This is a genomic window from Microcystis protocystis FBCC-A270, assembly GCF_050500235.1.
GTDB classification, from domain to species: Bacteria; Cyanobacteriota; Cyanobacteriia; order Cyanobacteriales; family Microcystaceae; genus Microcystis; species Microcystis ichthyoblabe_A.
Window position 1 is genome coordinate 1,812,411 of the sequence record NZ_CP191407.1, and the last position, 19,680, is coordinate 1,832,090.

General features: G+C 39.2%; 20 protein-coding genes and 1 pseudogene. 12 read left to right on the top strand and 9 right to left on the bottom strand.

The genetic code is table 11. The features are described from left to right. The 5 genes from ACQY1X_RS08815 to ACQY1X_RS08835 form a co-directional block, all read right to left on the bottom strand. Nucleotides 1-729, bottom strand: a complete 729-nt coding sequence (locus ACQY1X_RS08815; protein ID WP_193960686.1) for an NUDIX hydrolase — start codon at nucleotides 727-729, stop codon at nucleotides 1-3. Beyond that, entirely contained in the window at nucleotides 726-1,292 is a 567-nt protein-coding gene (locus ACQY1X_RS08820; protein ID WP_316577873.1) for a nicotinate-nucleotide adenylyltransferase, read from the bottom strand. Before ACQY1X_RS08820 ends, ACQY1X_RS08815 begins: the two co-directional genes overlap by 4 nt. A 557-nt stretch (nucleotides 1,293-1,849) precedes the next feature. Then, nucleotides 1,850-3,058, bottom strand: a complete 1,209-nt coding sequence (locus tag ACQY1X_RS08825) for an RNA-guided endonuclease InsQ/TnpB family protein (protein WP_430015602.1) — start codon at nucleotides 3,056-3,058, stop codon at nucleotides 1,850-1,852. A gap of 307 nt (nucleotides 3,059-3,365) precedes the next feature. After that, nucleotides 3,366-3,806 (bottom strand): hypothetical protein, encoded by a 441-nt coding sequence (locus ACQY1X_RS08830; RefSeq protein WP_430015603.1) that lies wholly within the window; start codon nucleotides 3,804-3,806, stop codon nucleotides 3,366-3,368. A gap of 142 nt (nucleotides 3,807-3,948) precedes the next feature. Then, nucleotides 3,949-4,626: a TauD/TfdA family dioxygenase gene (locus ACQY1X_RS08835; RefSeq protein ID WP_430015604.1), complete on the bottom strand. Its 678-nt coding sequence runs from the start codon at nucleotides 4,624-4,626 to the stop codon at nucleotides 3,949-3,951. A 469-nt stretch (nucleotides 4,627-5,095) separates the two neighbouring features. Here ACQY1X_RS08835 and ACQY1X_RS08840 point away from each other — a divergent pair, with 469 nt between their 5' ends. Further along, nucleotides 5,096-8,269 carry a hypothetical protein gene (locus tag ACQY1X_RS08840; RefSeq protein WP_430015605.1) on the top strand — a complete coding sequence of 1,058 codons (3,174 nt, stop codon included), beginning with the start codon at nucleotides 5,096-5,098 and terminating at the stop codon, nucleotides 8,267-8,269. A gap of 443 nt (nucleotides 8,270-8,712) precedes the next feature. On the opposite strand, the gene ACQY1X_RS08845 is transcribed toward ACQY1X_RS08840, so the two are convergent. Both ACQY1X_RS08845 and ACQY1X_RS08850 read right to left on the bottom strand, forming a co-directional pair. Next, nucleotides 8,713-8,919: an antitoxin gene (locus ACQY1X_RS08845; RefSeq protein ID WP_287628807.1), complete on the bottom strand. Its 207-nt coding sequence runs from the start codon at nucleotides 8,917-8,919 to the stop codon at nucleotides 8,713-8,715. Continuing rightward, nucleotides 8,916-9,209 (bottom strand): BrnT family toxin, encoded by a 294-nt coding sequence (locus ACQY1X_RS08850; RefSeq protein ID WP_002776536.1) that lies wholly within the window; start codon nucleotides 9,207-9,209, stop codon nucleotides 8,916-8,918. The genes ACQY1X_RS08845 and ACQY1X_RS08850 overlap by 4 nt, the downstream gene beginning before the upstream one ends. Nucleotides 9,210-9,424: 215 nt before the next feature. Between ACQY1X_RS08850 and ACQY1X_RS08855 the strand changes: the two genes are divergently transcribed. Continuing rightward, nucleotides 9,425-10,036, top strand: coding sequence for a Uma2 family endonuclease (locus ACQY1X_RS08855; RefSeq protein ID WP_110578544.1), 612 nt, complete (start codon nucleotides 9,425-9,427; stop codon nucleotides 10,034-10,036). Nucleotides 10,037-10,153: 117 nt separating this feature from the next. Here ACQY1X_RS08855 and ACQY1X_RS08860 read toward each other — a convergent pair whose 3' ends face one another. Then, entirely contained in the window at nucleotides 10,154-10,408 is a 255-nt protein-coding gene (locus tag ACQY1X_RS08860) for a hypothetical protein (protein ID WP_002776534.1), read from the bottom strand. Continuing rightward, complete coding sequence (locus ACQY1X_RS08865) at nucleotides 10,405-12,111, bottom strand: potassium channel family protein (RefSeq protein ID WP_430015606.1); 1,707 nt, start codon at nucleotides 12,109-12,111, stop codon at nucleotides 10,405-10,407. The genes ACQY1X_RS08860 and ACQY1X_RS08865 overlap by 4 nt, the downstream gene beginning before the upstream one ends. Before the next feature lie 150 nt (nucleotides 12,112-12,261). Here ACQY1X_RS08865 and ACQY1X_RS08870 point away from each other — a divergent pair, with 150 nt between their 5' ends. The 10 genes and pseudogenes from ACQY1X_RS08870 (at nucleotide 12,262) to ACQY1X_RS08915 (ending at nucleotide 19,660) form a co-directional block, all read left to right on the top strand. Continuing rightward, a complete protein-coding gene (locus tag ACQY1X_RS08870) occupies nucleotides 12,262-13,200 on the top strand; it encodes a DUF4351 domain-containing protein (RefSeq protein ID WP_103111508.1) in 939 nt (312 codons plus the stop codon). An 85-nt stretch (nucleotides 13,201-13,285) separates the two neighbouring features. After that, a complete protein-coding gene (locus ACQY1X_RS08875; RefSeq protein ID WP_430014415.1) occupies nucleotides 13,286-13,657 on the top strand; it encodes a hypothetical protein in 372 nt (123 codons plus the stop codon). A 201-nt stretch (nucleotides 13,658-13,858) separates the two neighbouring features. Next, nucleotides 13,859-14,118, top strand: a pseudogene (locus tag ACQY1X_RS08880) (element excision factor XisH family protein); the annotation flags it as partial. Nucleotides 14,119-14,279: 161 nt separating this feature from the next. Beyond that, complete coding sequence (locus ACQY1X_RS08885) at nucleotides 14,280-14,666, top strand: hypothetical protein (RefSeq protein WP_002776525.1); 387 nt, start codon at nucleotides 14,280-14,282, stop codon at nucleotides 14,664-14,666. Between the two features lie 471 nt (nucleotides 14,667-15,137). Beyond that, the gene (locus tag ACQY1X_RS08890) at nucleotides 15,138-15,830 is read left to right on the top strand and encodes a PEP-CTERM sorting domain-containing protein (RefSeq protein ID WP_430015607.1); all 693 of its coding nucleotides are present in this window, start codon (nucleotides 15,138-15,140) and stop codon (nucleotides 15,828-15,830) included. Between the two features lie 85 nt (nucleotides 15,831-15,915). Beyond that, on the top strand, nucleotides 15,916-16,137 hold the full coding sequence (locus ACQY1X_RS08895) for a DUF433 domain-containing protein (protein ID WP_002750124.1): 222 nt from the start codon (nucleotides 15,916-15,918) through the stop codon (nucleotides 16,135-16,137). Beyond that, nucleotides 16,137-16,469 (top strand): DUF5615 family PIN-like protein, encoded by a 333-nt coding sequence (locus ACQY1X_RS08900; RefSeq protein ID WP_159249832.1) that lies wholly within the window; start codon nucleotides 16,137-16,139, stop codon nucleotides 16,467-16,469. Before ACQY1X_RS08895 ends, ACQY1X_RS08900 begins: the two co-directional genes overlap by 1 nt. A 276-nt stretch (nucleotides 16,470-16,745) precedes the next feature. After that, complete coding sequence (larE, locus tag ACQY1X_RS08905; RefSeq protein WP_002740227.1) at nucleotides 16,746-17,555, top strand: ATP-dependent sacrificial sulfur transferase LarE; 810 nt, start codon at nucleotides 16,746-16,748, stop codon at nucleotides 17,553-17,555. Between the two features lie 278 nt (nucleotides 17,556-17,833). Beyond that, a complete protein-coding gene (locus ACQY1X_RS08910; RefSeq protein ID WP_002739866.1) occupies nucleotides 17,834-18,844 on the top strand; it encodes a permease in 1,011 nt (336 codons plus the stop codon). Between the two features lie 24 nt (nucleotides 18,845-18,868). Continuing rightward, nucleotides 18,869-19,660 (top strand): TIGR03943 family putative permease subunit, encoded by a 792-nt coding sequence (locus ACQY1X_RS08915; RefSeq protein WP_002739829.1) that lies wholly within the window; start codon nucleotides 18,869-18,871, stop codon nucleotides 19,658-19,660. The last annotated feature ends 20 nt before the right edge of the window (nucleotides 19,661-19,680 follow it).

Consider the following 19,680-nt stretch of genomic DNA (forward strand, 5'->3'; position numbering starts at 1 on the left):
TTAAACAAAAACTAACGGTTGCTCTTTAAAGGGAGCAAAAGCTTTTTCATCAAAGCGATATAAACTAGCAGGACGACCGGCACCACGAGAGACTTTTAAACCCATATCCTTGAGAAATCCTAATTTCAATAGCCGATTTCTGAAGTTAGAATAATCACTAAAATTTTTACCTAAAATTGTCTCATAAAATTGATAAAGATCATTTAAAGTAAATAATTCTGGTAAAACCTCAAAAGCGACGGGACTATATTCTACTTTATTGCGTAATCTTCGCCAGCCATATTCCAAAATTTGACCGTGATTAAAGGCTAAATCTGGCACTTTATCAATCATATACCAAGTGATATTATAATCCCGTTCAGTGATTAACTTTGCTTCTTCAAACCGCACTAAAGCGAAGTAACTCACCGATAGATAACGTTTCCCAAAACTCTCGGCCGCTGCCGGGGAATCTCCCTCTGGACTGCCAAAAGTATATAACTGTTCCAGATAGAGATTATTGACGCTAATTTTCTCGGCTAAAATTCGATAGGCTGCCGTTTCCAGTGATTCCCCATTTCTAACTAAAGTTCCGGGTAAACTCCAGTAATTACTAAAAGGTTCTTCCCGTCGTTTAATCAGAAGCACTAGCAGCCGATTTAATTGGGTATCAACGGAAAAGATCACGTTATCAACTCCCACTTTAAAATCAGCTAGAGATTTATTAGCTAGGGTCTTTTGCGGTTTCATGCGTAAAGTTTTTGACCTTCGATATAATCTTTAATCGGTGCGGGAACAGCCTGTTTATCGCCTTTTTCTCGATAATCTGTTGAGGATACAGCCGGAGCAAATACATCGGCAATCAGACAATCACCCCCTAATGTTTGCAGTTGTTTAATATCATCTTGGTTAATAGGATATCCTGGACGGGGAATCACGAGAATTTTGACTTTTTCTAGTAATTCTTGGCTACGATACCAGTGCCTAATTTGTCCAGCTAAATCAGAACCGATGACTAGGGTATATTCCTCCTGTTCTCCCCAAATTGTTTGCGCTTTTTCCACACTAATTAAGCTACGTCGATCGCTTAATTCTCGTCGCAGTTGTATATTATCCCTTGGGGGTTGAATATCCCGGATGAGCAAATTTAACATCCTCAGACGATGTTCGAGACTGGTTTGATGATTTTTAAAGGGATTATCGGCGGCCCAAACCGCAACGATATCGTACTGTTCCGATAACCATTTTAGTATGGCTTGATGACCGGCAGTAGGAGGATCGGCACTGGTTCCAAAAAGGGCAATTTTAAGCATAGGATTCAATTACTTGCTCACTGAGGGATTGGTTTAAGTCTGCTCAAGCTTGGCAAAGATTAACTTCTCCCCATTATAGTTGATTTTACCAAAATAGGGCAAGAGGATCAGTGATCTCCTGCAAAAGTAAGTTATCGAGCCGCTATCGGGTCAAAATATCTAAAACCCCGGATAAATTTGACATAATCTTAGGTTTTATAAATAGGATAGTTAGGGACTTGCGCTTTGATAATGTACCTTTTGGGCGAACGCAGTTCGCCCCTACATTGTGGACAAAATCCGTTACTGTAGGGGCGCAATGCTTGCGCCCTCCGATCGATCAGGTTTGCTGATCACCCTAAGTAGGGGGAGAGCCTTCGAGGTGTTAGGGACTTGCGCTTTGATAATGTGCCATCTGGCTGGTCTGGTTCTTCTACAGAGCGATTTTCTGGCTGGGATATTATTCCTACGCAAGTCCCTTATCTCTTATCTTTTGTCTGCTACTGAAGATTTTTGATTCTTGCAGGAGATATTATTTTTTTTGACACTCCCATCGCTAAAAGCGAGGGATTCTTGGTTCACTGAGTTTCCTTAATCTGGCAGGACGTATCCAGCCAAACCAGAGGGAATCTCTCCCCAAGCGTATTAGTTTCGGTGTGTCCCACCGTACTTAGTCCCTTTTTGAGAATGTTGATAGCGGCGTTAATGTCTCTATCTTCTACATAACCACAATGGGGACAAGTATGGGTTCTCGTAGATAGAGATTTAGGGACTTTTTGACCACAATTAGAACAATTTTGACTCGTGTTATGGGGGGCTACTGCTACCGTAGCCTTACCATATTTAAAACCAAAATATTCTAACCATTGTCGAAAAATAGACCAAGCCACATCATTAATAGATTTAGCAAGTTTAGAGTTTTTTACCATGCTTTGAATATTTAAGTTTTCGTAGGCGATGAAATCGTTAGATTTAATGACGCGCAATGCCTCTTTTTCGACAAAGCCTTTACGTTGCCTACTTACTCTTAAATGCTTTCTAGCATATCTCTTTCTAGCTTTTTGGTAGTTGTTTGATTGGGGTTGACCTTTTCTAAACTTTTTAGATTTCTTCCGATTCAGTCGATTTAATCTTTTTTCTGCCTTGCGATAGTATTGCGGTATCTCTACCGTTTCCCCATCACTGTTAGCGTAGAAAACTTTTAAACCTACATCCAATCCCACACATCTTTTTGTTGGTTCTAGGGGTTTAGCATATTCCCGAATATCAACGCTAAGACAGAATTGGACATAATAACCATCCGCTCGTTTAACAATCCTAACTCGTTTAATTTGGTCAATAGGGTAAAAGTTTAGGTCTCTAGTTCCTTTTAGTTTAACCGTGCCAATGTTTTTCTTATCTGTGAAAGTGATTTTCTTTCTATCCTCCGATAGTTTCCATCCGGAGTTTTTATATTCCACAGAACGATTATTTTTCTGAAACTTGGGATAACCCTTTTTACCTTTAACCTTTTTCTTACAATTATCATAGAAACGGGCAATAGCTGACCAAGCTCGTTCTGCCGATGCTTGTCTAGCAGTAGAATTTAGAGTATCGACAAACTTGAACTGTTTGGCAAGAACCGCACAATATTTATTGAGAGAATATTTATCGATTTTGTCTTCTCTCTTGGCATCCATCCAAAGCCTTAAAGCCTTATTACGGATGAATTGTACTGTACGAATAGCTTCATCAATGGCAGAACACTGACTTGGTTTGACCACGGCTTTCATTTCTAAGACAATCATTGTTTATCGACCTCAAACAACTTATTTTATTCTAACTTGTATAGCACAAATTGTCAAGATTTTGTAAACACTGAGCTTTTACATTGAGCCTTTACATTGAGCCTGTCGAAATGTGTCGAAATGTCGTGCTTCGTGTCACTGAGCTTGTCGAAGTGCTGTTTTATACTGGTCGGGGTTTCATCCCGTCGCTAAAAGCGAGGGCTTCGGCCGTGAGATCAGCCGAACGGTCTTCACCCCGACATTCAAGATAAAATTGGTGAACTAATTCTCAAACGTACTAACCCACAAACAGAAGGAGGCAAACCCATTACGCCGCGCTATGACTCCCGTAACACTTAGCGGCCAAAACCACTGGCTCGATTTCTCCCTTTTGGAGTTTTTCTAGCGGGGTTGCTCCCTCTAAACGAATATCACCCGTAAGCAGAAAGAGCATTTGTGTCCAAGCACCATCTTCTTTTAAAACGGCTAACACTTGGTCTAAACCTGACAAAACTTTGCCATCAATAAATTGCCAAGCGGGATAAACTAATTCCTCGTTGACAGATAAACCTAAGACCTGATGATTGAGCCTCATAGTTTCTAATTCCAAAGAACTACAGGCTAAAACACTACAAACCTCAGCGCTGGTTAAGGTTCCGCCTTGCTTAGATAGGAACCGTTTCTTCGCTTCTTCGCCTCGTTTAATGGCAGCTGCCAACGCAGGGGCCAAAGCTAAAGGAGATTGTGCTTTTTGTATGGATTCTAACATTTTTAAGCAACCCTACCACCGCGAACGTATTTTGAATCCCTGATTAGTTTTTAGGAAGACCCTATCTACCCCTCATAATAACAGATGGTGGGCATTGCCCACCATACATATATCAAGTCTATTTCTTATGCAACTAACAAGATTAAGCCAACATTACCCGTTCAAGAGAGCGATTGGGGTCAATGTAAGATTGGCGAGAATGGAGACAAGTATAATTATCGATGATCAAGATCTGTTCTGCTTTTAAATAGAGCGGAACGTGATAGATTTCAAACAGTGCCAGAAATTTATCACATAAAGCCATTAAACGGGAGTTTAGACCAGAAGCGATCGGTTTCGGTTTACTAAGATCGGGGCTAAATTCCCGATAAACCAGGACATTGTAGCTAAAGCGGATGATTTCGGCATCTCGTTGCCAGATTGGGGCAAAAAAGCTTTCTTTGCCGTCCTTAGACATAAAATATTGAGGTTGAGTCGCGATAAAATTTTGCTCCTCAAGGGTAAAGTGACGCATTAAGTCATCAGACTTAACCAAAGTCGTCGCACCCCCACCCCAACGATCCGGAGTTTTACAGCGCAAACAGAGGTATTTAGGAGGGATAGCTTTATAAGACCATTCTGTATGAGGTAAAAGCCCAATTCCGGGGGATTGTGCATCACTTTTTCCCATAGCGTCAGGATTTGCTTTGATAGGATAGATAGTCTGTCCGTTAGTTTGGATAACGGGGGTTGCTTGGGTAATATCCTGTAAACCCTGCAACCAGCGATCGCCCCAAGGGTTATCGAAGACAAAGAAACCGTTTTGGTGTACACTGAACATATGTAGATTACTCGAAGGAAAGTGAATTTAGAACTTCCACTTATTATCCTTCGAGTTTTTTTTGGCGTCAAGAATCCGCCATAATAGTCCAACAGCCAAAACCCTTTTGGTACAATAGTTTAGAGGATTTATAAAGTTTTGTTAATTGCTTCTGAAAGATTGAAAGATTGTTTTCTACCCAGCTTAGGACTTTTTAGCACTTTTTTTGGACGGTATTGTCCGGTCTATACTCTACTTTGCCGTTCTAATTGTCCAGCCAGTGTGCTATACTAGGTGACGGTTGCTAAAAGACGATTGGGACTTAGACATTTTCGGTCAGCCAAAAGGCTCAAACCATTACCGGACAAAGGGTTAACCCAGATTGGGAAGATTCTGTCTAAGCAAGTAGTCTCTTTGAAGCAAGAATCCCCGTCGCTTTAGCACAGGGAGTGTCAATAACATTTATATCAGAGCTAAACTCAAGCAAATCATGCCAAGACCACCAAAAAGAGATGATGAAGATATTAAGCGAGACGAAAGAGTTTATTTTTTTCTTCTCAAACTAGCGGGCATCAAAATTAGTCCAGATAGTCCAGATAGTCCAGATAGTCCAGATATTGGAGATATAGCAACAGTAGATATTGCTAGAAAATGGGGATATGCAGGAAATGACGCAGGAAGGAAATTTACGGAAAGAGTCTTAAATGGGTTAAATAAGAAGATAGAGGAAAATGTTCCTCCCTTAACGTTAAGTCGTTTAGTCGAGATTCTTCAAGGGATAGAAAAAAACATAGACATTAGTCATAAACCTAAAAATGAAGACCAACTTCAAAATGAAGACGAACTTCCAAAAGTTCTGGGTCAATTAGATAAAATTAAAGCAATTCGCAAATATTGTGAACTTTCACGTCAAGAGAAGAAACAATTAGGCTTACCTGTTGATTTTCAAGCTTACATAGAGGAAAATTTTATTAATTTGTCTAATGATTATACTATATCTTCTAATCAAGTATCAGATTGTTCAGAAGATAAATTTACCCATATAGCTAAAGTGCAAGGAAGCAAGGAACAAGATTCCGTTCTTTCGACGATTAAAAAAGGATATCTGAACAATTTAGTTCAAGAAGTAATTAAGGATAAATTCTCAAAAGATTGGCTAGACAAGAACAATAAAGTAATTGAGAAAGTACAGGAAAGAGTTATAAATGAGATTACACTCATTGCCGTTCAATCTGGGCTAGAAATTGCCAGATATCATCTTCCCAATATATTACCAGAAAATTCAAGTCAGTTTAGTCAGTTTACTGAAGCCTATAAAAAACAATGGAATTATCAATTATCTGATCAGTGGATTAAACAGTTAACTTCTAACATCATTGACAATAAAATAATTTCCGATCAAATACCGATTACTTTTAGATACTTAGAAATCAAAAAAGTGGGACCACTTCCTTTTGAAAATGATGACACTTTAATCAATGAACACTTATTAAAAAAAGACCCAGATATTATAGCGACCAAAGCAGCATTTGATATTTTCAAAAAGAATAATGCTTATCAAGTCACGATTCACTTCCGTTTAAAAATCGAAGGAGAAAATATCGATTTTTTTGAACAGGTAAGTGGTATTTCAAGTATTTTATCATTAGTTCGTAAAGCACTTAATCGGGGTTTACTCTGGGATATTCCTTGTTTAAATAGTTACTTTCCTGTCATCCAAGAAGTTTATACTCAGGATAAATTATTTGGTGGTGATAGTTTGGCATCTGTTTGGTCAAAATCGAGAGGTAGATTGATCAAAATAGATGATTTAAAAGACTTACTTGAAAATAAAGAAAATAATGATTTTGATTGCTATGTTGAAGGCTCGGATATTATTGAGAGTGATTATCTAGGATTCGACTTGATCGAATCTATAGCTATGTCGGGATTCCACGCACGTCTAAAATTAATTGAACAAACAGGCATTAAACCAATAGATTATCTTAAAGAATTAAAAAAACGTATTGAAGAAAAAGAGAATTTAATTAAAGGAAAAAAATATTTAACCTCTTATCCTTTTTCTCTATTAGTAATGGAGCAACATCTAAACGAAACAATTCTTAAATATTATGAAGGCAAATCTAAATGGAGTAAAATTGCTTACGAATCTCAATTATTTATTATTCAAGCATATCTTGACGAAGGTTTGGTCAACCAATCAGGAAAGTTATTAGAACGCCTGAAAAGTCATGAGAATAATTTCAGTCATTTTCTTAAGGCTAGTTATTATTTATGCAGGGCTGAATATAGTTTCTTAAGTGATGAAAATAAATCTGAAGGAAGAAAAGGAGAGAAACAAGATTTAATAGATGAATGTAATGATTACATAGAAAAAGCTGAGGAGCAACTACAAAAAAGATTGCTAGAATTTTTTAGGATTGGTGAAATAGCTCAAGGAAATCTTTCACCTTTATACTATTATTGGACAAAAATCTATATAATGAAAGCCCGACTGTCTTTGTTCTTTCCTAATTTTTTAAAGGAAGAGTCAGTTTTTCAATTATATCCATCTCTTGTATCTTTTGGAAAAGCCAGAGTTTATTATTCACCCAGAGAAGGAGATTCTTACTTATGCGCTAAAGTCTCTTTATATCAAAGCTGGTGTTACTTAATCCAAGCTTATATAGGTGATAAAGCACAAACATTTGATAAAAACACTTGTATTAAATGGGCAAAAAAATTAATCGATAATGGATTACTTAATTATCAAGAGGCAAGTCAAGAATGTTATCGAGATTATACAGATAATCTTTTTTTGGATGAGCAAAATTTAGTATCTACAATTAAAATTGCACGTCCCCCCTTTTTAAATTTAATTCCTCCAGACAATGAATCAAGTGATTCAAATGTTAAAAATGATGTTATTAAATCTGAATCAATAACAGGAAATGCAGACAATAGATCAAGTGATTCAACAGTCAAAATTTATAATATTAAATCTAAATTAATAAAAAGAAATTTCGTTCATCAATCAACAGAAAAACCGTCTAGAAAAAAAACTATAGATTTGTTTGGTCAGCATTCATCTCTATACTTTTTTGCATTAGGAATGCTTGAACTTTGTGATAATTATCATTCAGAAGAAGATGCTTCAACGCATCTGAAAGAATCTTTTAATTACTTTGTCTGTAGTTGGGCAATCGCTCAAGGATGTTCTCGACTTGAAGGAGAGGAAACAACTTTAATAAAGATAGAGCGCGATTCTGATTCATTGAAAATCGAGAACATTGCTATCGAAGACAATTTTAACGTCTCAGAGTTTAGGAGTATATTTTTTCATTGTATTAGTGAATGGATGGATTTAGCAAAAATTTTTATGGCAGTTTGCCAGAGTATTATTGCAAAAGAAAAAGATAATAATATTGATTTTAGTGTTGTCCGTGCTATCTTAAAAGAGGGAGGAGAAGATTTCTTTAGTAAAGTTCCTGAAAATTTTCTTAAATATAAATTTGTCGATGAGCAAAAAGATTATAATCGGCATCTAAAGTCAGCATTTAAGAAAATCAAAAACTATCTCAATAAGTATATAGAAGAGTTTTCAGAAGAACATCAACATAAATCTGTTATCGAGCGTAGAGATGAGGTACTTCCAGCGATATTCATTCATTTACGAGGAGGTTAATTTCTCGCTTCCATTGGACTCTTAGCCACCTCCCCGAACATCACTTCTCCTACGAATCAATCAAAGACAGAATCTCGCTGATAGGCCTGTTAGATGCTATCTCTGCTTTGGCAGTCGAAATCCAGTGACAAGAGACTGACTTACTTTTTTTCTGCCAGTATCCATTATTACCTTCGATTGCCCAATCGCCAGAGGGAATCGCTGACTATAGAGATTAATAACATTATCTGTTATAATAAGGTTAGCGATCACTATACAGCCGACTCTTCAGACCCAATCTCTCGCCACAAATCGATAGGGACAATAGCAGCAATCATTTCGCCATTTTTATCGGATAAATATTGAATACTGGCTTGGCTCATTTTTCCAGAACTTTATTGTTTTATTAATTGATGATCACAAGGCGATCGCTCTTTCTATTCTATTTTGATAAAAAGCGATCGCTAAAAAGAAATTTCTCGGTCGTTTGTCACACAATCCTGAAGATATAAATCAATTAATTCCTGATAAGAAATTCCTTTTTCTTTTGCTTTTTTTTCAAAGAAATCAATGACATCAATCCTTAAAGGTAAAGTGACCTGCTGCTTGAGTTGTTGAGCAAAAGGATTAGGACGACTTTTCATATTAGCGAGATCATACTCTGATTTCATAAACAATAACCTCGATATTGTTGAGACTCTTTTTGAGTAGCTTTTCGAGCAGAAATAATTCTAATAACAGAATCCTCTTCTCGATAACAGTGAACAATTAATAAAATTCGCATTTTTGAGCTTCTACCCAATAATAAAAATCGCTCTTCCATTTCTGAATGATCATCATCCCAAAACTGAATAGCATTTTCGTCATAGAAAACAGATTCAGCTTCTTGAAAGGAAACACCATGCTTCTTTTGATTGGTTTGATTTTTTTGCTTATCCCACTCAAAGGATAGATGAGGCATTGAGGACAGTGTAGTATTTTTGTTAAAACCAACGGCCCGATTATAACATATACAATCAAATTAACGATAGTTTGCTCTTAAAAAATTTTTCTCTCTCACCTCAGAAAAACTGCGATCGCTCTTTCTATTCTATTTTGATAAAAAGCGATCGCTTCCCCACAATCCCTAAAAAATAACCATAAAATTAATTAATAGAATATCGGAGAAAGACAAACATGATTATCGCTCAAGAAAAACCGACTATTGCGACAGTCACCAAAACCCCTGTCACTTTGGAAGCATATCGGGCGATCGCTGAAACTTCTCAGGAACGTTATGAATATTGCCATGGAGAAATGATTCTTATGCCTGGAGGAACCGCAACCCACAGCGCGATCGCGATCAATATCTCGGTTTTTTTGGGATTTTTATTAAGAGATAGGGATTTTCGCCTGTATAACAGCGATCTGCGGCTGTGGATTCCTGAATATAATTGTGGAACCTATACCGATCTCATGGTTGTTAACCATGAACCGGAATTTAACGGCGATCGCAAAGACGAAATTCTTAATCCTTTATTTATTGTAGAGGTGCTTTCCCCCGCCACGGAAGCCTATGATCGAGGTGATAAATTTAGAAAATATCGTTCCCTGCCAAGTTTTTGTGAATATCTGCTCGTTAGCCAAACTGAACCCTACATTGAGCAATATTTCAGACTCGCACAGAGCGATCGCTGGCAACTACAAACCTACGATCAACTTAGTCAAATAATCCCTCTGGAGAGTTTAAACGTTGAACTTCCCTTGCTAGAAATTTATCGTCGTGTTAGTTTTGCCGCAGCCTCATAAATCCCTTAATCCGATTAATAACCTTTCTATTTTGTTTACATAAAAAGCGATCGCCCCACAGTTTAAACTCAAAAAACCGCCATCGACAAAGAAGCGGCGAGTAGTAGTTCATTAGAACTACTCTGGATAGTTAGGCAGAGAATGATATTGAAAGATGCCAAAGATACTGCCGACACTGCCAATACTGAGAATGCTGCCGACACTGCCAATACTAAGAATACTGCCGACGCTGCCAATACTGAGCATACTGCCGATACTAACCAGACTTAAAATGCTGCTGGCACTAGCGAGACTTAAAATACTGCCGGCACTGCCTAAACTCAAGATACAGCGATAACTAGCTTTGCTCAGATAATTAAGACCGGAAATCATTTTAAATCGCGGAAAGATTGGGGAATAGTTAGGGAAGTATTTTGCCAAACCTGTTGTAAACGCATAGCCGGCATAGTTAGATAAAGAATATCACCTTGATCGAGAGTAATTTCCAGTAATTGCCAACCGTGGATAGTTTGACCCTGTTTTTCTAAGTAAAGTGGCACAAAATCGGCATTCATCGCCGCTTCCTTGACAATTTGCCCCATAAAAGGATGATTAGGTGTGATTAATGTGGCTAAAGCAACCCAGAGGAGATCATCGGTCATGCCATTACCGAGAATTCTACCGCCCAAAGCGGCCGCAGCGAAGGAATAGGTAGCTAGATCCCGGGGACATAATACCGTATCAAAATCAAAAACCTCTTGAATCGATCGCCCGAATTGTTCCTGAGAGCAGCGTAAAACTAGATTAATTTTAGGAGCGATCGCTTTAGCAGTGAGGGCAATCTCCACATTAATCATATCCTCGTAAGTAACCACGATCAAAGATTCGGCGTTGTTAATATTAGCGGTTTCTAGGGTAGCCACTAGACGCGCATCCTCGATGATAACGGGGATTCCCCAGGAGCGCACGGAATGCAAAAATCGATTATTGGGGTCCGATTCAATCACCACCACTTCACAGCCTTGGTCGTGCAATTGTCGCACGATCCGGGTGCCGATACCTCCTAAACCACAGATAATGTGATGATTGCGGACGGGAATGCGGGTAGCATCCCAAAACTGCTTAAAGCGACTACCGAGAATAAAATCGTTGAGGAGAGCATAACAGATACCGATAACCCCCGCACCGACAATCATCATGACCACGGTAAAAATTTTGATACTATCGGGGGTAGATTCGGCCACTTTTTCGTTACCTCCGGCGCCGGTAATCATCCCGACGGAAAAATAGAGGGAATCGACAAGGGAAATTTTTTGATTAACGCTGAGATAGGTAATGGTAGCAAGGGAAATCATCCCCAGGAGAGAAAGGGTGACAAGAATTACCGGTTGGACATAGTGCTGATAGGGACGGAGATTGAGCAGATTTCTCAGCCACTTTTGCAGTTTAAAACGCTGTTTTGCCTTAATTGTCGGTTTATTGCCGATAATGAGATGATCGCCAGTTTGGAGTTTTTTGCCTAAAAGAACTGCGGAAACCAGATCGATTTCGTCGTGAGCGGGGAGATAATAGATTAACATCCGGGCCGGATCGTCCCAAAGTTCGTAGAGGGGTAATCCCCACCAAGGATGATTTTCCTCGATAATTATCTCTTGAATTGGCCAAAGGCGATCGAATAGCTGTAATTGACCGATAGCTTTATTACCAAGGGCAGCAAAGGAAAAGATCGGGGCTGCTAGGGAAGCAACGCTCATGCTAACGTGAGCAGGGAGGGTTTGATCGAGTCTTTCTCCTAAAGTTTCGTTAAATAGTCGGTTAACTATCCGAATTTTCGGGTTAATTATCCTTGCGCGGGTGAGAATTTCCAGATTGAGTGCGTCGTTATCGATGGCCAAAACTAGGGTTTCTGCATCTGGAAGGCCAGCTTGCAGGAGAGTTTTAGGAGAGCAGGGATCGCCGATAATAATATCAGACTGGTATTCACAGACCATTTGGCGATCGCTAATCGCTACTACTGCCGCAGATTGTTGTTTGAGTAAACAAAAGATTTTATAACCCGTGCGACCTAATCCACAGACGATGATTTGCGGTTTCATTCGTCGAGCGCGTTTTTTGCTGATTAACCTTTCATTTGTAGCGCAAAAACTAGGAAAAATCTGTAACTAAAGCTGCAATGCTGCCAATTTTCCTAATCAGGCTTTGAAGATGATAAAATAACCCTGATCATCGATTGAATCACTTCAGCCTTGACTCGCTTTCTTTGGGATAAATTTAGTAAAGATTACCTCGAAACTTTTCTCGCTTCTTGCGGTGACGTGAAAACTAGCCTTGATGTGACGGCAGAAACTCAAGAAATCGATGTGTATTTTCGACCGACTTCCCCCAAAATACCGCCCGAATTAGGTTTATTAGGCCGATTAGCTCAAACCCCTTGTCTATTGGAACCCTATCGCAATCCGGTCACGATTGAGGGAATTCTCGCTTGTTTATCTAAACTGTTGACGGTGCGGGAACAATTACAAAGAGAAGCTCACCGCAATCAACAACCCTTATTAGCAGAAAATATCCCTAGACTGTGGATACTAACTCCTACGGCCAGTCAGAGGATTATAACTGCTTTTTCCGCTCTCAATAACCCAGATTGGGGAGAAGGAATTTATTTTTTACCTCCAGCATTAACCACATCCCTTATTGTCCTGCATCAATTACCTGAAACCCCTGAAACCCTTTGGTTAAGATTATTAGGTAGAGGAGGAACCAGAAGCAGAGCGATTGATGAATTAGAGGCCTTGTCTCCTCATCATCCCTTTAAATCAGCTTCCTTAAAATTATTATACAATTTAAGTAGGAACTTGCAAGCCTTACCCAAAAGAACCCAGGAGGAGAGAAAATTTATCATGCGTTTAGCCCCTTTATACGAACAAGATAGAGAAAAAGCTATTCAACAAGGAGAAGCTATCGGACTTCAAAAAGGTAGAATCGAAGGGATTCAACAAGGAGAAGCTATCGGACTTCAAAAAGAAGCATCCAAGTTAGTGCTACGTCAACTAAAGCGACGTTTTGGTGAATTGCCCCCGCATATCACCGAAACTATTCAAAAACTCTCAGTAGAAAAATTAGAAGACTTAGGAGAAGCATTACTAGACTTTGAGACTCAAGCTGACTTAATTAATTGGCTGAACTAATAAATAGGCTTTGAAGATGATAAAATAACCATCATCATTGATTGAATCACTTCGGCCTTGACTCGCTTTCTCTGGGATAAATTTAGTGAAAGACTACCTCGAAACTTTTCTTGCTTCTTCCGGTGACGTGAAAACTAGCCTTGATGTGACGGCAAAAACTCAAGAAATCGATGTGTATTTTCGACCGACTTCCCCAGAAATACCGCCCGAATTAGGTTTATTGGGTCGATTAGCTCAAACCCCTTGTTTATTGGAACCCTATCGCAATCCGGTCACGATTGATGGCATTATTGCCTGTTTATCTAAACTGTTTACTGTGCGGGAACAATTACAAAGAGAAGCTCACCGTCATCAACAACCCTTATTAGCAGAAAATATCCCTAGACTATGGATACTAACTCCTACGGCCAGTCAGAGGATTATAACTGTTTTTTCCGCTAAAGAAAAGTTATTATAAATCCAACAAAAAAGATTACAAGGAAGAGCGACTATTCCCGCAGCTGAGGTGGATAAAATATATGGGATAGAACCTTAAATGAGCTATTCTGTTACTTTTGAACCAGAGTCGATAACTGACTTAGATTTGATCACCGATTTTATCAGACTTAGGATTGTTAATAAAATTAAATATAACTAATGAAATTACTTTTTTAGAACCATGCCAGCAAAAGATATTTACCATGAAGCCGTGAAAAATGCCTTAATTAAAGACGGTTGGACTATTTTAGCTGATCCTTATAAAATTAAATATAAAGATGTTGAATTTTTGCTGATTTAGCAGCAGAAAAACCTTTGGCTGCTGAAAGAAATGGACGTAAAATTGTTGTGGAAATCAAAAGCTTTTTAAGTCCCTCACCTATGAGATATTTTGAAATAGCTTTAGGACAATATATTTTATATCGAAATTTAATCAGTCTTGCCGTGAGTTAAGTTATCGGTAAATCTTGCCTCGAAATCTGAGGTTGATAAAAGAACCTTAAATGAGCTATTCTGTTACTTTTGAACCAGTTTATCCCTATGGGTAACAAAAATTTGAGGTATAATTATAAGATCTCTATAAACCCGCATAAAAAAGGCTTATGGCCATTTCAATTACTTTAACCCTACCTGATGAGATTTTTAATCTAGCTCAATCCTTAGCCCATTCAATTAACCGTGATCTTAATGATATATTAGTAGAAGCGATCGCTTTTTCTATTAGTCCCAATTATCAAGGCGAAAAAATCTCATCCCTAAATTCATTATCAGATGAAGAAATTATCAAATTAACTCAATTACAAATGGCATCGGAACAGGATCAAAGATTAAGCGAGTTGCTCAATCAACAACAAGAGGGGGATTTATCAACCTTTGAAAATAGGGAACTTTGGTCATTGATGCAAATTTATCAAATAAACTTGTTAAAGAAGGCACAAGGATTAAATGAAGCGGTTAAAAGAGGATTAATTTCACCATTAGAAGCATGAATCCTAGCCCTATTCCCGACTATATTAAAGATAAAATTCGCCAACAAGCTAATACTAAATCTGGTTATTAAAAACTGATTATTTATTCCCCCTTTTGCATGAGGTTCTCTCCTTTATAAGTAGCCTATACTCAACGGATTTAGTATAATTGCTGATTGTCGGTATTCCTGCAAATGTAAGATGCACCAGGTCAATTTATTGCGGGGGAACCTAGGAGCGAAGGTGATCATTTCGGTCAAAGAAATAAGTATAGGTAGAACCTCGCTTATCTGCATTCCAAGCTATAACCTTACAACGAGTCAAAAATATTTATATAACCCAAAACTATTTTAAATATAAAAATCAATAAAAAATTATGATCACATAGCCCTTGACTTCCCCCCCCCCTTGTGATATTTTTCCAGTGGGATATTGGCGCAAAACTAGCGTTAAATATGACCATAATTTTCTCCTATTACTGTCATCAAATCCATGAAAAAATTACTGACAATTTTAACCCCCTTGACTCCGATGGGGTTAGCTGGGGTTACTCCTGCTCAAGCGGCAATAGTAGCTGGTTGGAATCATTTTAATGCTTCTACCGCGACCTATCCCAGAGCGGCGGATACTGTAGGTGCGAATATAACCAGCACTGGGTTAGATACCGCCGGGATAACTCGGGTTTCGAATAGTACTTCCTTCCGTTTGGGTGGTTCTACTAACTCATGGAATACAACTAGCACCGTCAGCACCAACCAATACGTGGAATTTGCCGTGCAACCCGGTGCAGGTTTTCAAGTCGATTTTACTAACTTGCAACTCAATGCGTCGAGGAATAGTCTGGGCGTGCTAGATTTAGTCTTGCGCTCTAGTGTTGATGGGTTCACCAATAATTTAGGGACACAAGTGAACTTAACAACTAGCTTTAATACCTACAGCTTTGACCTAAGCAGTTTAGCACCCCAAACCGGACCGGTGCAGTTCCGTCTCTATGGACTGAATGCTGACTCCTCCACTATCTGGTTCTATGCTGAAAACTCCGCTAATGTTGCCGGGGGTGGGTTTGTGGCTCTTAATGGGGATATCACTCCTGCTCCAACGGTTTCAACCCCCGAACCTAGTGGTATAGTGAGTTTAATCGCTGTTGGTGCGTTGGGTGCCGCTTCCCTTCGTCGTCGGGGATAAATTATCCTTGGCAGGGGCAACTACAGAGGAGTTGTCCCGAAATGCTATCATCAATTTTAGATTTGATCACCAGTTAATCAACATTATGTCATACAAAGATATTATTACCATAGAACCGGGAAAAAGGAGCGGAAAACCTTGTATTAGAGGAATGAGAATTACTGTTTATGATGTTCTCTCCTATCTGGCTTCGGGAATGACTTATGAGGAAATTTTAGAAGATTTTCCTTACTTAACCAAGGCGGATATTTTAGCCTGTTTGAGTTATGCCGCCGAGCGTGAACGTCAAACCATTTTAGTTAACTAATGAAATTACTTTTTGATCACAATTTATCACCTCGTTTAGTTAGTCTATTAGTTGATATTTATCCCGATTCTAATCATCTTTACTTGCTGGGATTAGACCAAGAATCTGATTATTATGTCTGGGAAATCGCTAAAATACAAGACTATATTATTGTCACTAAAGATTCTGATTTTAATGAATTACTAATTCTTAAAGGGTTTCCGCCTAAAGTAATTTGGATTCGTTTGGGAAATTGCTCTACTAAAACTATAGAATCATTATTAAGAGATAACTACGAAGCTATTTTATCTTTTGAGCAAGATCAAAATCTTGGTATCATCGCTTTATCCTAATCCTTTGAGATCAGATCAAGTATTCGCTTGTTTACATTCCTGTGGGGAGGGTTATTGCGCGGTGCTATAGGAGCGAAGGAAATAATTAGGGTTTGCGGCAAAAAGTTTCAACGCCTATCCTTAGAATAGCGAGATTATTTTCTAGTAAAAATTGCCAACAATAGCCCAATTATTGACAAAATTATGGCAGCATAAATCGAGGGGTAGCCCTGATTAATTACGGCACGGCATATAATGAAAAATGGTCTCCCTAAACCAGTTGCTAAAATCGCCGCCATGGACAGTCAATTACTTGATAAACTCGGACAATTACAAAACCTCTTACAAACCAGTGAAAAGGCTCTGATTGCCTATTCTGGGGGCGTGGATAGTACCCTAGTGGCCAAAGTGGCCTATGATTTGCTAGGGAGTCAAGCATTGGCAATTACGGCGGTTTCCCCCTCCCTACTGCCGGAAGAATTGGAAGAAGCGATCGCTCAGGCCGATTATATCGGTATTCGACATGAATTGGTGGAAACCGAGGAAATGAATAACCCTAATTACACCAGTAATCCCGTTAATCGCTGTTATTTCTGCAAAAGTGAGCTACACGACACCCTTAAACCCCTTGCTCTAGCTCGTGGTTATTCCTACGTCATCGATGGCGTTAATGCTGATGATTTAAGGGATTATCGTCCCGGGATTCAAGCAGCTAGGGAACGCGGCGCTCGTTCACCTTTGGCGGAAATTGCTATCACAAAAAGCGAAGTTCGTCAACTATCCCGTTACTTAAATTTACCTTGGTGGGATAAACCGGCGCAACCCTGTTTAAGTTCCCGTTTTCCCTACGGGGAGGAAATTAGCCTGGAGAAATTGCAAAGAGTCGGACGGGCGGAGATTTATCTGCGAAAATTAGGTTATCGTCAATTACGGGTGCGATCGAGCGGCGATACGGCACGGATTGAATTACCGGCAGCGGAAATTCCCGACTTTATTAATCGGACAAATTTAAGCGAATTAGTCGCTGATCTGCAAAAATTAGGCTTTATCTATGTCACCCTCGATCTAGAAGGTTATCAAAGCGGCAAGCTTAATCGAGTCCTCTAGTTCAGTGATCAGTAAACAGTAATCAGTGGACTGAAAACTCAAATCTGCTCTAACAGTTATCTTAATGGTGAGGTACGAAGTTTTCCTTTTGGGGAGCCGGTCGCTGGTCGTCAATACCAAATTGAGTTATACTTCATCTTGACGAGAAAGGCTGTAACGGATAACGGATAACTGGTCACTGATAACTGATAACTGGTCACTGATAACTGATAGATGAACCTTTTTCTAGGGTTCCTAAGTCTTTACCCTTAAACCTCTAATTGCCAAGGCGAGGATAGATGAGTCAACTACAAAATGCCTTTACCCTATTCCTGAGCCTGTTGGTGGAAGCGATGCCTTTCTTACTGCTAGGGGTGATTCTCTCTAGTATTCTTTTAATATTTGTCGATGAACGTCGCCTAGTTGCCTTGATGCCTCGCAATGCTGTTTTAGGAGCATTTGTGGGGGGATGTATTGGGTTTTTGTTCCCCGTCTGCGAGTGTGGCAATGTGCCAGTGGCGCGACGTTTACTTGTGCAAGGAATGCCGAATGCAGTAGCGGTTAGTTTTCTCTTAGCAGCGCCGACAATTAACCCGATTGTTATCTGGTCCACTTGGGTAGCTTTTCGCGATCAACCGGAAATTGTTTTCTATCGAGTTATCTTTTCTTTGTTCATCGCTACGGTTATCGGGATTATCTTTAGTATCCAAAAAGATCCCCGACCGCTCCTCCAAACCTCTTTGGCAAAAAGTCTCAATTGGCAACCGCAAACACCGGAAAAAGAATCTATCCCACTACTACTACAATCCGGTTCTTTTCTGATCGGTAATTCCGGCAAAACTTTGCGCTTAGACGAAAGTTTTGCCGCTACTGCTGTCCTACCGGCAGTGCAAGCTATCCCGATGAAAAGGCGCTGGTTAACTTTTCTGGAAAACGTGGTGATGGAATTACGGGAATTAGGAGGAGTGTTAATCTTAGGAAGTGCTATAGCGGCTGGTTTACAGGTGTTTGTTCCCCGGGAATTTATTCTTAATTTGGGTCAGGATCCGATTACTTCGATCTTGGCAATGATGCTGTTAGCGGTCATTGTTTCGATTTGTTCCACAGTTGATTCTTTTTTTGCTCTCTCCTTTGCATCTAGTTTTACCAGTAGTTCCCTGCTGGCTTTTCTAGTGTTTGGTCCAATGATTGACCTGAAAGGGATTGGTTTAATGTTGTCTATTTTTAAACCGAGAATGTTAATTTATCTCTTTGCTTTAGCAGCGCAAATGACTTTTTTACTCACCTTGGCTCACAGTTATTTATTTTAGGTCAGTCCCTAGATAGTTTTTCCCATGAATTCATCACGTCTAAAAATAATCGCCCCCCAATTTATCGATATTATTGCCCTAATCGGTTGGGGTTCATTACTATTTAAATACTGGATAACTGGACAGTTAAATTTACTGATCCATCCTAATTATTTTATTCTGGTTCTCATCACCAGTATTGCTTTATTTGCCCTAGGATTGGTCAAGCTTTGGACATTATTAAAACAGTGGCAAAAAAAGATTAATTTAGATAGTAACGATAATCGATCGCATATTACTATTCTTCCTCAACATTTTGGCTCAGGTTTATTAGTAATAACTGCCATTTTAGGCCTATTTATCGCCCCGCAGCCCCTCAGTAGTCAAATCGCATTACAGAGGGGAATTAGTGAATCTTTACCCCTAACTCGCGTGCAAACTCAATCCTTTGGTACTACCGTTAAACCGGAGGAAAAAAGTTTAATTGAATGGGTAAGAACTTTGAATGCTTACCCTGAACCTGATGCTTACACAGGACAACCGGTAAAAGTCACAGGTTTTGTGGTGCAATTGCCCCAATTACCCGATAATTATTTATTAATTAGTCGCTTTATTCTTACCTGTTGTGCCGTGGATGCTTATCCCGTGGGTTTACCAGTGAAACTATCAGGAAGTCGCAGTCAATATCCCAATGATACCTGGTTAGAAATCACCGGAGAAATGGCCACGGAATCTTTACCCGTAGAGGTAGGAAAATCAACCACCAGAAGACAATTAGTAATTAAGGCCAAATCCGTGAAACCTATACCCACTCCTGCGGATCCCTACGGATATTAACAGTTAACTGTTATCAGTTG

Bases quoted from the DNA above. Each gene is read 5' to 3' on its own strand.
- ACQY1X_RS08815 (WP_193960686.1), bottom strand. From the start codon at position 729: ATGAAACCGCAAAAGACCCTAGCTAATAAATCTCTAGCTGATTTTAAA.
- ACQY1X_RS08820 (WP_316577873.1), bottom strand. From the start codon at position 1,292: ATGCTTAAAATTGCCCTTTTTGGAACCAGTGCCGATCCTCCTACTGCC.
- ACQY1X_RS08825 (WP_430015602.1), bottom strand. From the start codon at position 3,058: ATGATTGTCTTAGAAATGAAAGCCGTGGTCAAACCAAGTCAGTGTTCT.
- ACQY1X_RS08830 (WP_430015603.1), bottom strand. From the start codon at position 3,806: ATGTTAGAATCCATACAAAAAGCACAATCTCCTTTAGCTTTGGCCCCT.
- ACQY1X_RS08835 (WP_430015604.1), bottom strand. From the start codon at position 4,626: ATGTTCAGTGTACACCAAAACGGTTTCTTTGTCTTCGATAACCCTTGG.
- ACQY1X_RS08840 (WP_430015605.1), top strand. From the start codon at position 5,096: ATGCCAAGACCACCAAAAAGAGATGATGAAGATATTAAGCGAGACGAA.
- ACQY1X_RS08845 (WP_287628807.1), bottom strand. From the start codon at position 8,919: ATGAAATCAGAGTATGATCTCGCTAATATGAAAAGTCGTCCTAATCCT.
- ACQY1X_RS08850 (WP_002776536.1), bottom strand. From the start codon at position 9,209: ATGCCTCATCTATCCTTTGAGTGGGATAAGCAAAAAAATCAAACCAAT.
- ACQY1X_RS08855 (WP_110578544.1), top strand. From the start codon at position 9,425: ATGATTATCGCTCAAGAAAAACCGACTATTGCGACAGTCACCAAAACC.
- ACQY1X_RS08860 (WP_002776534.1), bottom strand. From the start codon at position 10,408: ATGATTTCCGGTCTTAATTATCTGAGCAAAGCTAGTTATCGCTGTATC.
- ACQY1X_RS08865 (WP_430015606.1), bottom strand. From the start codon at position 12,111: ATGAAACCGCAAATCATCGTCTGTGGATTAGGTCGCACGGGTTATAAA.
- ACQY1X_RS08885 (WP_002776525.1), top strand. From the start codon at position 14,280: ATGGCCATTTCAATTACTTTAACCCTACCTGATGAGATTTTTAATCTA.
- ACQY1X_RS08890 (WP_430015607.1), top strand. From the start codon at position 15,138: ATGAAAAAATTACTGACAATTTTAACCCCCTTGACTCCGATGGGGTTA.
- ACQY1X_RS08895 (WP_002750124.1), top strand. From the start codon at position 15,916: ATGTCATACAAAGATATTATTACCATAGAACCGGGAAAAAGGAGCGGA.
- ACQY1X_RS08900 (WP_159249832.1), top strand. From the start codon at position 16,137: ATGAAATTACTTTTTGATCACAATTTATCACCTCGTTTAGTTAGTCTA.
- larE (WP_002740227.1), top strand. From the start codon at position 16,746: ATGGACAGTCAATTACTTGATAAACTCGGACAATTACAAAACCTCTTA.
- ACQY1X_RS08910 (WP_002739866.1), top strand. From the start codon at position 17,834: ATGAGTCAACTACAAAATGCCTTTACCCTATTCCTGAGCCTGTTGGTG.
- ACQY1X_RS08915 (WP_002739829.1), top strand. From the start codon at position 18,869: ATGAATTCATCACGTCTAAAAATAATCGCCCCCCAATTTATCGATATT.